Annotated in this window: 10 protein-coding genes; 3 read left to right on the plus strand and 7 right to left on the minus strand. The window is 65.5% G+C overall.

The features are described 5' to 3' along the window. Window positions 1-18 precede the first annotated feature (18 nt). Both HV793_RS05075 and HV793_RS05080 read right to left on the minus strand, forming a co-directional pair. Window positions 19-3,195, minus strand: a complete 3,177-nt coding sequence (locus HV793_RS05075) for an efflux RND transporter permease subunit (RefSeq protein ID WP_125471752.1) — start codon at window positions 3,193-3,195, stop codon at window positions 19-21. Continuing rightward, window positions 3,192-4,256, minus strand: a complete 1,065-nt coding sequence (locus tag HV793_RS05080) for an efflux RND transporter periplasmic adaptor subunit (RefSeq protein ID WP_280528335.1) — start codon at window positions 4,254-4,256, stop codon at window positions 3,192-3,194. The genes HV793_RS05075 and HV793_RS05080 overlap by 4 nt, the downstream gene beginning before the upstream one ends. A 348-nt stretch (window positions 4,257-4,604) precedes the next feature. On the opposite strand from HV793_RS05080, the gene HV793_RS05085 reads away from it, so the two are divergent. From HV793_RS05085 to fdx, 3 genes are all read left to right on the plus strand, one after another. Then, entirely contained in the window at window positions 4,605-5,606 is a 1,002-nt protein-coding gene (locus tag HV793_RS05085) for a 2Fe-2S iron-sulfur cluster-binding protein (protein ID WP_175212776.1), read from the plus strand. Between the two features lie 109 nt (window positions 5,607-5,715). After that, window positions 5,716-6,195, plus strand: a complete 480-nt coding sequence (gene cueR / locus HV793_RS05090; RefSeq protein WP_054455110.1) for a Cu(I)-responsive transcriptional regulator — start codon at window positions 5,716-5,718, stop codon at window positions 6,193-6,195. Window positions 6,196-6,211: 16 nt separating this feature from the next. Further along, window positions 6,212-6,550, plus strand: a complete 339-nt coding sequence (gene fdx, locus HV793_RS05095) for an ISC system 2Fe-2S type ferredoxin (protein ID WP_054455112.1) — start codon at window positions 6,212-6,214, stop codon at window positions 6,548-6,550. A gap of 15 nt (window positions 6,551-6,565) precedes the next feature. Here fdx and HV793_RS05100 read toward each other — a convergent pair whose 3' ends face one another. The 5 genes from HV793_RS05100 to HV793_RS05120 are packed head-to-tail and all read right to left on the minus strand — an operon-like array spanning window position 6,566 to window position 12,017. Beyond that, complete coding sequence (locus HV793_RS05100; protein ID WP_054455113.1) at window positions 6,566-7,444, minus strand: class I fructose-bisphosphate aldolase; 879 nt, start codon at window positions 7,442-7,444, stop codon at window positions 6,566-6,568. A gap of 13 nt (window positions 7,445-7,457) precedes the next feature. Beyond that, entirely contained in the window at window positions 7,458-8,438 is a 981-nt protein-coding gene (locus HV793_RS05105) for an aldo/keto reductase (RefSeq protein ID WP_175212777.1), read from the minus strand. Further along, window positions 8,435-9,421, minus strand: coding sequence for an ABC transporter permease (locus tag HV793_RS05110; protein ID WP_175161234.1), 987 nt, complete (start codon window positions 9,419-9,421; stop codon window positions 8,435-8,437). The genes HV793_RS05105 and HV793_RS05110 overlap by 4 nt, the downstream gene beginning before the upstream one ends. A 41-nt stretch (window positions 9,422-9,462) precedes the next feature. Further along, the gene (locus tag HV793_RS05115; protein WP_119452145.1) at window positions 9,463-10,986 is read right to left on the minus strand and encodes a sugar ABC transporter ATP-binding protein; all 1,524 of its coding nucleotides are present in this window, start codon (window positions 10,984-10,986) and stop codon (window positions 9,463-9,465) included. Beyond that, window positions 10,983-12,017, minus strand: a complete 1,035-nt coding sequence (locus HV793_RS05120; protein ID WP_054455120.1) for a substrate-binding domain-containing protein — start codon at window positions 12,015-12,017, stop codon at window positions 10,983-10,985. The genes HV793_RS05115 and HV793_RS05120 overlap by 4 nt, the downstream gene beginning before the upstream one ends. Between the last annotated feature and the right edge of the window lie 131 nt (window positions 12,018-12,148).

Here is a 12,148-nt window from a genome sequence, read left to right on the forward strand (position 1 = left end):
CGTTATTCCTCCTGGCCATCATGCGTGTTGCTTGGCCGAGCGGGTCGCGGCCCGGCGGGCTTCCCGTCGCAGCGCCAATTTGCGCACCACGACGTAGAACACGGGCGTGAGCAACAGGCCGAACAGGGTCACGCCAACCATTCCCGCAAACACTGCGATACCCATGGCATGGCGCATCTCCGCCCCGGCGCCTGTAGCCAGCACCAACGGCACCACGCCGGCGATGAAAGCGAACGAGGTCATCAGGATGGGGCGCAGGCGCAACCGGGCAGCCTCCAGCACTGCCGCCAGCGGATCGGCGCCTTCGTCCTCCTTGGTGCGGGCGAATTCCACGATCAGGATGGCATTCTTGGCGGCCAAGCCGACCAGCACCACAAAGCCGATCTGCGTGAAGATGTTGTTATCGCCGTTGGACAGCCAGACCCCGCCTATCGCCGAAAGCAATGCCATGGGCGCGATGAGCAGCACGGCGAACGGCAACGACCAGCTGTTGTACTGGGCAGCAAGAATGAGGAAGGCCAACAGCACCGCCAATGGGAAGATGTACAACGCCGAATTCCCAGCCTGCTTCTCCTGGTAGACGAGGTCCGTCCACTCGTAGACCATGCCTTCGGGCAAGGTCTCGCGGACGATGCGTTCTATCGCGTCCGTCGCCTGCCCCGAGGAATATCCCGGCGCGGGACCGCCGCTGATATCCGCCGACGGAAAGCCGTTGTAGCGGATGACCCTGTCCGGCCCGGACCCGCGCGTCAGCGTCACAAAGGCGCTCAGGGGAATCATTTCGCCACTGTCGTTGCGCACCTTGAGCATCCCGATGTCGTCGGCCTGCATGCGGAACGGCGCGTCGGCCTGCGCCATGACCCGGTAGGTGCGCCCGAAGCGGTTGAAGTCATTGACGTAGAGCGATCCCAGATTGATTTGCAGAGTCTCGAACACGTCCGTCAGCGATACCCCCAGGGACTTGGCCTTGACGCGGTCGATGTCCACCTGCAACTGCGGCGCATTGGTCTGGAAGCTGGCCAGCATGTTCGCCAGTTCGGGAGCCTGCATGGCCTTCGCCATGATCTGCCCCTGCGCCTGGGCCAGCGCTTCGAACCCCAATCCGGCGCGGTCCTCGATCTGCAGCTTGAAGCCGCCCATGGCCCCCAGGCCCGGCACGGGAGGCGGCGGGAAGATACCGAGGAACCCGTCCGGAATCTGACTGAACTTGCCCATCAGCTTTCCGGCGATGGCGTTGGCGGAAAGCGAAGGATCCTGGCGTTCATCGAAGGGTTTGAGCATGGCGAACATCAGCGCCGAGTTCGGCACGTTCACCGGACCGTTGACCGAAAGCCCGGGGAAGGCAACCACGCTCTCCACGCCCGGTTCGGCCAGCGCGATCTCGGACATCTGCTTCACCGCCGCCTCCGTCCTGTCGAGCGAAGCGCCGCTGGGCAACTGTGCGATACCCACCAGGAAGTACTTGTCCTGGGCCGGCACGAATCCGTTCGGCACCTGGTGAAAGCCCAGCCAGGTCAGGCCGACGAAGCCGGCGTACAGCAGCAGCACGATGGCACTGCCGCGCACCGCCCGGCGCACCGTTCCGACGTAGGCATTCGAGGCGCTGTCGAAGAAGACATTGAAGCGCCGGAAGAAGCCGCCCAGCGCCCGGCCCATGATGCGCGTAAGCCAGTCGGCCTTGGCCGCGTCGTGATGCGGCTTGAGCAGGATGGCCGCAAGCGCGGGCGACAGGGTGAGCGAGTTGATGGCGGAGAGTATGGTCGAAATTGCGATGGTCAGCGCGAACTGGCGATAGAACTCGCCCTGCAGCCCGGACAGGAAGGCCGACGGAATGAAGACTGCCGCCAGCACCGAGGTGATCGCAATAATCGGCCCCGTCACCTCGTCCATGGCCTTGATCGCGGCCTGCCTTGGGGATTCGCCCAGGGCCATGTGCCGCTCCACGTTTTCGACCACCACGATGGCGTCGTCCACCACGATGCCGATCGACAGGACCAGGCCGAACAGCGACAGCGTGTTGAGCGAAAAGCCGAACATGTGCATCAGCGCAAAGGTCCCCACCAGCGACACGGGCACGGCCACCAGGGGAATGATGGACGCGCGCCAGGTCTGCAGGAACAGCACCACCACGATGACGACGAGAAGGATGGCCTCCAGCAGCGTGACCGCCACCGATTGCAGCGAGGCGCGCACGAACACGGTGGGGTCGTAGGCGATCCGGTATTCCACATCCTGCGGGAAGCTCTGCTGCAGCTCCTGCATCTTGCCGCGCACCGCATTGGAGACGTCGATGGCGTTGGCGCCGGGACTCTGGATGATCTGCAGGGCGGGCGCCGATTCGCCATCGATCAGGCTGCGCAAGGTGTAGGCATCCGCCCCCAGCGAAACGCGGGCAACGTCGCGCAGCCGGGTAACCTGGCCATCCGCGCCCGTCTTCACCACGATGTCGCCGAACTGCTCCGCGCTGGTCAGACGCCCCAGCGTGTTGACCGTCACCTGGTAGGCCGCCGTGGTATCCGGCTGCTGGCCCACCGACCCCGCGGCGACCTGCACGTTCTGCTCCCGCAGGGCCGCAACCACGTCGCTGGCGGTCAGGCCGCGCGCGGCGACGCTGGTGGGGTCCAGCCAGACGCGCATCGAGTACTCGCCAGCGCCCCAGACCAGCACGTCGCCCACGCCGGGCAGGCGCGCAAGTTCGTCGCGCACCTGCCGGATGGCGAAGTTCGATAGATAGAGCGAGTCGTAGCGTTTTTCCGGCGAAACCAGGTGCACCACCATCAACACGTCGGGTGAGGTCTTCTGCGTTACCACCCCGATGCGCTGCACTTCCTGCGGCAAGCGCGGCAAGGCGCGCGAGACCCGGTTCTGCACCTGGATCTGCGCCATGTCCGGGTCCGTTCCCTGCTTGAAGGCAATGGTGAGCACCATCTGGCCGTCGACGGCCATCTGGGAACTCATGTACAGCATGCCTTCCACGCCGTTGATCACCTGTTCCAGCGGGGCCGCCACAGTATCGGCGATCACTTCCGGATTGGCGCCGGGATAGCTTGCCGTCACCTGTACCGTGGGCGGGGTGACGGCGGGATACTCGCTCAGCGGCAACTGCCAGAACGCGATGCCGCCCGCCAACAGCATCAGCAACGACAAGACGATGGCGAAGATTGGCCGCGCAATGAAGAAATGAGGGAACTTCATGGGCGGGCCTCCGCAGCGGCTACCTGCTGCATGGGCACCATACGCGGCGTGACGCTCATGCCGGGGCGTACCAGCCCCTTGATGATGATCCTCTCACCAGCCTGCAAGCCGGAACTGATCATGCGCAGCCCATCCACCATCTGGCCCAGCTGCACCGCGCGGTACTGGGCCTGATTGTCGGCTCCCACGACCAGGACGTAGTTTTTCCCTTGGTCCGTGCCCACCGCCAGATCATCGACCAAAATGGCTGCGCGCTCGGCGCCGGTCGTCAGCCTGGCACGCGCGAACAGCCCCGGGGCCAACAGGCCATCGGGATTCGGCACGACGGCGCGGGCGCGGATGGTGCCTGTGCCGCGGTCGATCTGGTTGCCCACGAAATCCAGCGTGCCCTTGTGGGGAAAGCCCTGGTCCGTCGCGAGCGCCACGGCGACCGGCAGCGACGCCTTCCCGCCCTGGGAGTCTGGCCGGGCCAGCCTCACGGCGTTGAGGTAGGTCGCTTCGTCTATGTCGAAGTACACGTGCACCGGGTCGATCGAAACGATCGTGGTCAGCAGGTTGGCCGCGCCCCCCGCCCCGCCGTTGACCAGATTGCCTTCGGTCACCATGATCCGGTCGACGCGACCTGATATCGGGGCCGTGATGCGCGCGTAGGAAAGATCGAGCCGCGCCGCCGCCACGGCTGCCTTGGCCACCAGGATCTCCGCCTGGCGGGCGTTGCGCGCGGACACGGCGTCGTCATAGGTCTTGCGCGACACCGCGCCGGTCGCCACCAGCCGCTGGGCGCGGTCGAAGTCAGCCTGGGCCTGGCTGGCCAGCGCCTCGGCCTGGCGCAACTGCGCCGCGGCCGTGTCGAGCGCCACCTGGAATGGCCGCGGATCGATCTGGAACAGCTGCTGTCCTTTGCGCACCAGGCTGCCCTCGGGAACGCTGACGGCATCTACCGCGCCGCTGACCCGCGAGCGTAATTCGACGGATTCCGGAGCCGCCAGATATCCGGTGAAGTCGGTCGATGGCGCGATGACACGCTGGATCACTTCGGCAACCGGAACCTGAGGCGCCATCGGCGCGCCCGCGGAAGGCGGCGGCTTGCTTTCATCTCCGGACGCATCACCGGCCGCCCACGCAATGGTTCCGGCCGCCGCGATGGCTCCAGCCACGACAACGATTCTGAATTTTCGACGCATCGACATGCCCCTTCTGTACGGCAGGGCTTCGGCCCTTCCGAAGCACTCTGCAGAAATTCGGCAAGGCTAGGGATTCCAACGACAGGAAGGTCAAGCATGCGCTGGCGGATGCGGCGGGCTATTGACCTTGCAACTGTTGGAAGCAATAGATTGGGACCGCCGTCTGAACGGCAAAGGGCATCTCGATGCCGTTCCATACCAACCCGAAGTATCTGGAGCAACCCAATGAGCAGTAGAACGGTGGACATCCGGCAGGCGCGAGCCAGGCTGCCGGTTCCGGACGGCCAGACCATACTCGAAGCAGCACTGCAGAATGGCGTTGCCTATCCGCACGGCTGCCGATCGGGCCGCTGCGGCAGCTGCAAATCGCGCCTGATCGAAGGCGCAGTGGAAATGCTGCCGCACTCGCGCTACGCGTTGACGGAAGAAGAAACGCGCTGCGGCTTCATCCTGGCGTGCCGCGCGGTTCCGAAGAGCGATGTGGCGGTGGCATGGCTGGGCAACGACGAAGCCGCCGCGGCGCCAATCCAGAATGTGGAAGGGACCGTCGTTGCCATGGACGAACTGACGCACGACATCATGCGCGTAAGGATCCGACCTGAAGCAACGAATACCTTGCCGTTCGCCGCCGGGCAGTATGCCGACATCAGGTTCGGGCCGTCGCCGGCGCGCAGCTACTCGATGGCCAACAGGCCAGGCGATCGCGAACTGGAATTCCACATCCGCCGTGTTCCGGGCGGGGTCGCGTCGGGCTATGTCCACGCCACGCTGCAACCTGGTGAACGCGTGGCGCTGCGCGCACCGCTCGGCTCCTCGCATCTGCGCGATGAACATTCCGGACCGATGCTCTGCATCGCGGGAGGTTCGGGATTGGCCCCCATCAACTCAATTGTCGAAACCGCGCTCGCGCACGGCATGAGCCAGCCGATTCATGTCTACTTCGGCGCGCGCACGGAACGGGATCTTTACTTCGTCCAGCATTTCGAGGCGTTGGCACGCCGCCACGCCAACCTGAGCTTTGTGCCCGTGTTGTCCGAGGCGCATGCCACGCCATACCGGACCGGCTTCGTCACGCAAGCCGCCGGCGCAGACCTCGCGGACTTGAAAAGCTGGAAAGCCTATGTCGCCGGCCCGCCTGCGATGGTGGAAGCGGCGATGGCTCTGGCGTTCGAGCGCGGACTGAACGTCCAGGACATGCACGCCGATGTTTTTTTTACGCCACAGTAACCAGCCGGACCGGCCCCTCCCCGGCCGGCGGCATGCTTGACCTTCCCATGTTGGAAAGCTCTAGTCTTCTCTCATGCCTCTACCCATTCCTTTGAGCGAGGAGACTCCCATGAACATCGGCGAAGCGTCCAAGACCTCCAAGGTATCGGCAAAAATGATCCGCTATTACGAGCAGATCGGCCTGATACCCGTGGCGCAGCGGAACTCGTCCGGCTACCGCGCCTACAGCCGGATCGATGTTCACCGGCTGCACTTCATCCGCCGTGCCCGCAACCTGGGCTTTTCAGTCGCCGAGACCAAGGATCTGCTGAGCCTCTGGCACGACCAGTCGCGCCAGAGCGCGGACGTCAAGCACGTAGCCCAGGAACACCTGGCTGAACTGGACCGGCGCATCGAAAGCATGCGGCAGATGGCCGACACGCTCGAGGCGCTGATCCGCTGTTGCGCGGGCGACGATCGGCCGAATTGCCCCATCCTGCACACCCTTGAGCAGCCGGACGAAAAAGAACAGGAGCCCGCCGCGCGCGGCGGCGCCGTGCTGCGGAGCGCTCGCAAGGAATCGCCGGCAAAACCCGCATCCGCTTGCTGAGCGCCTGGAATCCGATATGCCAAAAATCACCGTACTCCCGCATGCCGAGCTGGCGCCCGAAGGCGCCGAGCTTGAGGTGCGGGCTGGCACCACAATTTGCGAGGCCCTGCTGGCCAACGGCATTGAAATAGAACATGCATGCGACATGAGCGCCGCCTGCACCACCTGCCACTGCATCGTGCGCAAGGGTTTCGAATCCTTGAACGAAGCGAACGAGTCCGAGGACGACCTGCTCGACCGCGCCTGGGGGCTGGAAGCCCAATCCCGCCTGAGCTGCCAGGCGATCGTCGCGGAAGAGGACCTTACCGTCGCCATCCCCAAATACACGATCAACCATGCGAAGGAAGAGCATTAGGATCTGGCTGAGGTGTCAGGAACTTCGGCCGATGAGCCTTGCATCCTGTCGGCCGCCTGCCTCGTAGATGTCCCACGCCTGTCCGGCGCTGGCGTCATCATGGATCATGGCCATCAGCGCCCGCACCACCGATGACGGATCGGCGTGCTGGTAGACATTGCGGCCATACACCAGCCCCACCGCCCCTTCATCGAGCAACTCGCGCGACCGCTCGAAGACCTGCCGCAGGTCCTCCCGGCCGCCGCCGCGCACCAGCACCGGGCAGCGCGCCGCCTGCACCACGCGGTGGAAATCGCGCGTGGCGGTCGTGGGGTCGGCCTTGACGATGTCGGCGCCCATTTCGCGCGCCAGCCTGACCAGCGTGACGATCTTCTCCGCGTCGCCATCGACCATATAGCCGCCGCGCGCGGAATGCGGCGCCATGACCAGGGGTTCGATCATCAGCGGCATGCCGTAGCGGTCGCAGTCCGCGCGTACCCGCGCGATGTTGGCGACGCACTGGCGGAACAGGTCGGGCTCGTCCGGCAGCATGAACAGGTTGACCACCACGCAGGCCGCGTCCATCTGGACCGCAGGCAGCACCGGGTCCTGCTCGTTCTGCAGCACGGCCCACATGACGCGGTGGGTCGTGGCGTTGTAGGGATTGCCCATGTCCAGGCGCATGACCAGCGCGGGCTTGTCGCGGCCGGGGCGTTGCTGGAGCAGGTCGGCCTGGCCATAGTTCAGCTGGATGGCGTCGGGGCGCGCGGCGGCCAGTTGTTCCATCACGGCCGGCATGTCCTCCAGTCCGGACAGGAAGCTGGGTTCATTGCAGACGCCGTGGTCGACGGCGATGTCCAGGCAGCGGCCGCCGTTCAGCAGGCGGTTCAGGCGCGCTTCTTTTCTGTGCAGCATGGGGATTCCTTGTTCAATCCAGTGTTTGCAGATGACGCCCGGCTGCCAGGTCGATGGCGGCAATGTCTTCAGGCGTAAGTTCCAGCGCGGCAGCGCCGGCGTTCTGCCTGGCCTGCTGCGGCGTGCGGGCGCCGCATAGCGCCACGGTGACCCCGCCTGGGCGCGTGGTCCAGGCGATCATCAGTTGCGAAGCCGAGCAGTCCAGCCGCTGGCGCAGCGGTTCCAGTTCCGCGAAGAAGCCTTGCAGCCGGCTGCGGTTGGCCACGCTGAAACGGGGGTTGCCGGCGCGCTGGTCGTCGCCGGTAAAGCGGCGCCCCGGATCGATGGGTCCGGCCAGCAGGCCGAGCGCCAACGAGGAATACCCGAGGATGCCGACGTTGTGGCGGCGGCATAGCGGCATCAGCGTGGCTTCGATCTCGCGGTCGATCAGGCTGTAGCGTTCCTGAATGGCGTCCACCGGGCCATGGCGCAGGTATTCGGCCAAAGTGCCGGGATCCACGTTGCTGACGCCGATGGCGCGGATCTTGCCTTGCCGCTTCAGATCCAGCAGGGCGTCCATGGTCTCGGCGACGGGCGTGCCGGCGTCCTGCCAATGCGTGATGTAGAGGTCGATGTAGTCCGTCTGCAGCCGCGCCAGGCTTTGCTCTACTTCGTGGAAGATGGAAGCGCGGCCCAGGTGGCGGTGCACGGCCTGGCCTTCCTCGTCGAAGAAATGCTCGCCTTGGCGTGTATGCCAGACCAGCCCGCATTTGGTGGCGATGACGGCCTGCTGGCGGCGCCCCTTGAGCGCCTGGCCGACCAGGCTTTCGGCGTGCCCCAGGCCATAGGCAGGCGCGGTATCGATAAGCCGCACGCCCGCGTCCAGGGACGCCTGGATGGCGGCAACGGCAGCCGCATCGTCCCCGCCGCCCCACATCCAGCCGCCCATGGCCCAGGTGCCCAGGCCGACGGATTCGCAGGCAATGCCGGACGCGCCCAGTGTTGTTGTCTTCATCGTGAAACCTTTTTGACGTTCATGAGATGGTCGACGGTGACCGCGGCCAGCAGGATCAGCCCCTTGACGACGTCTTGCCAGTAGGGCGACACGTCCAGCAGGATGAGCGAGCTGGTGACGACCGACAGCAAGGCCAAGCCCAGCACCGCGCCCAGCACGGTGCCCGAGCCGCCCTTGAGACTGGCGCCCCCGATCACCACCGCCGCGATGACGTTGAGCTCCATGCCCACGCCGAAGTTGGGCGTGGCAGCGCCGAAGCGGGCCGTGTAGACCACCCCTGCGACGCCGGCCAAGGTCGAGCACAGCACAGTGACCCAGAACTTCACGCGGCCGGTGCGGATGCCGGCATAGAGCGCCGCCTTTTCATTGCTGCCGGTGTAGAACACCTTGCGCAACAGGGCGGCGCGGCGCAACGCGAAATCGCTGATGACGACGATGGCGGCGAAGATCAGGATGACGGCGGGTATGCCCGCGATGGATCCCTGCCCGATGAACTTGAACTGCGGCGGCAAGGAGAACAGCGATTGCGGCGTGCCCTGGGTGATGGCCAGGCACAGGCCGCGCACGATCACCATGAACGCCAGCGACGCGATGAAATGGCTGAGGCCGATGCGGGTGACGCAGCCGCCGATGAGCGCGCCCACCATCGTGCAGACGGCGATCGCGGCCAGGCTGGCGGTCCATGGGTCCAGTCCCATCAGGAAGAGCTTGCCGGTGATGACCATGGCCAGGCAGACCACCGAGCCCACCGACAAGTCGATGCCGCCGACGATGACCAGTATGGTCATGCCGACCACCACGATGCCTTCGATGGAAAACGACAGCAGCATGGCGCGCACGTTTTCCCAGGTCAGGAAATGCGGCGACGCGAAGCTCATGACGACGCACAGCGCGGCAATGATCAGCAGCAGCCCCGCTTCGCGGAAGCTGCCCAGCCGGCGTCCCGGGCGGGCCCCCGTCGGCAGGCCGGTGGCCGGAGGCATCAGGACTGCTTGCGCCGTCGGTTGGGTTTTCAGGTCGCTCGTCATGTCGCCTCCTCGGCGGACAGGCCGGAGGCCAGCCGCAGCAATTTTTCTTCCGTCATTTCGCTGGCCGCAAGCTCTCCGGCGAGCCTGCCATTGCGTATCACCAAGGCCCGGTCGCACAGGCCGATGATTTCCGGCAGCTCGGACGAGATCACCACCACGCCCACGCCCTGGTTGGCCAGGTCGCGCAGCAGGTGATGGATCTCGGATTTGGCGCCGACGTCCACGCCGCGCGTCGGTTCGTCCATCAGCAGCACCGAAGGGCGGGTCGCCAGCAGTTTGGCGATGGCCACCTTTTGCTGGTTGCCGCCCGACAGGCAGCTGGCGTCGATCGCCACGCCGTCCGACTTGAGCCTGAGCCGGGCGCCCAGCTCGACGGCCAGGCTGCGTTCCGCCGTGCGTTTGAGCAGGCCGAAGCGCGAGCTGATGCGGCGCAGCGCCATCGAAGACACGTTCTGTTCGATAGGCATGTCCAGGAACAGGCCGGCTGCCTTGCGGTCTTCGCTCAGATAGGCGATGCCGTGGCGCAGGGCGTCGGCATAGCGGCGCAGCCGCAGGGGCTGGCCGCGCAGCCGCACGGCGCCTCGCCGCGCGCGCCGCAGGCCGCACACGGTTTCGGCCAGCTCGCTGCGGCCCGCGCCCATCAGGCCGGAGATGCCCAGGATTTCGCCCCGCCGCAGCGTGAACGAAATGCCGTGGACTGCGGCGCCGTCGGCAAGGTCCTCCACTTCCAGCAGGGTCTCGGCCGGCGCATCGCCAGCCGCCTGCCGGGGTGGGTAGTAATTGCCCAGATCGCGCCCCACCATGCAGCGCACCAGCGCATCCGGAGAAAGCGCCGCAATATCGCCGCTGTGCACATCGCGGCCGTCACGCAACACCGTGACGCGGTCGCAGTGCTCGAAGATCTCTGCCATGCGGTGGCTGATGTAGACGATGCCGATGCCCTGGGCCTTGAGGTCATGCAGGACGCGGAACAGCGCCACGGACTCCACTTCCGTCAACGCTGCGGTGGGTTCGTCCAGGATCAGCACCTTGCAGTCCAGCGTCAAGGCGCGGGCAATCTCGACCAGCTGCTGGCTCGATATGCCCAGCGCATCCACCCGCAGGCCCGGGTCGATGTCCTGGCCCAGCCGCCGCAGCACGGCCGCAGCGCGCTCTTGCAGGCCGGCATAGTCCATCCAGGCCTGTGCACCCGCGCTGATCATGGGCATGAAGATGTTCTCGGCCACGGTCGCATCGCCGCATAGCGAGATTTCCTGGTGCACCAGGCCGATGCCCAGGCGCATCGCATGGGCCGGCCCGTTGATGACCACGCGCTCGCCTTCCAGGTAGATGTCGCCGCTGTCGGGCTGGTGGATGCCGTCGATGATCTTCATCAGCGTCGACTTGCCAGCGCCGTTCTCGCCGCACAAGGCATGGATTTCGCCCCGGCGCAGCGTGAAGCGCACGTCGGCCAGGGCTTTGGACGCGCCGAACTGCTTGCTGATGCCCTGCAGTTCCAGCAGCGCTGCGGGCGCCTTCATTCGTTGATGCCCTTGGTGCCGCGACGCGCCAGGTACTTGTCCCAATAGAAGTCGTCGGCGTTCGCCTTGCTGACGATGGACAGGCCGTTGTCCAGGAACGGCACGGCCATGGGGTTGGTGCCGTTGCGCTTGGCGTCATTCATCGGGTCGATCAGTTGCTGGTTGCGCGCCAGGAACAGCAGCATCATGCCCATATAGCCCTGCACGCCCTGGTTCGGGTTGACGGAGCCGAAGACCTCGCCCGACTTGATCATGTCCAGGATCTTGGCGTTCACGTCGCAGCACAGGACCTTGATGTTCTTCTTGGTCTCGATGGAGGCCTGCGCCGCGCCCAGCGCCGAGTTGGCTTCGGGCATGAACAGGGCGCCCAGGCCGGGGTTGGCCTGCGCCAGGCTCAGCGTGGCCTGGTAGGCCTTGTTCGGATCCTGGTTGCTGGCCGCGCGGCCCACCAGCTTCATGCCGGGATGCTGGGTCTTCATGCGGTTGATGAAGGCGGCAACGCGGCGGTCATGGTTGTCCTGGCCGGGGTTTTCCAGCACCGCGTATTCGCCCTTGCCATTGAGCGAGGCCGCGATAGCGTCGGCGGCCTGCGCGCCTTCGCGGTCGTTGTCGGACGTGACAAAGGACACGCGCTTGGAATTGGGCGAGTCGGCCGCAAAGGTCACCACCGGGATGCCCATGGCCGCGGCGCGGTTGATGGGTTCGATGAACGGGTCGGGGTTCATGGGATGCAGCAGGATGCCGGCCGGCTTGCGCGCCAGTTCCTGCTCGAACGAGGCCAGTTGCTTGTTGACGTCGTACTCGGGCGTGCCCGAATAGCGGGTGCGCACGCCGAGCGAATGGCCCAGCTGCTTCATCATTTCGTAGACAGGGAACCAGTACTCCACCCCGGACACCATCACGTTCATCACGTAGACGTCGTTGGCGTTGCCGCGCAGCCCGGGGGCTTGCGGGGTGTTCTGCGCAAAGGCGTTGACGCTCGCCAGGCCGGCGCCCGCCGCCGCTACGGTCTTCAAGAAATCTCGTCTCATGTTCCGCTCCTTTTTTCGCATCGTTCCAAGAACCCTGCAGCCCTCGGTGCCTGTTGTTCAACCTTGTTTTGGCCGAATCGTTGTTATGACATCGACGAACTATATTGCAGCCGGATTTTTTAGATTACTAG

Source organism: Achromobacter aegrifaciens (assembly GCF_902859965.1).
Lineage (GTDB): Bacteria > Pseudomonadota > Gammaproteobacteria > Burkholderiales > Burkholderiaceae_B > Achromobacter > Achromobacter aegrifaciens.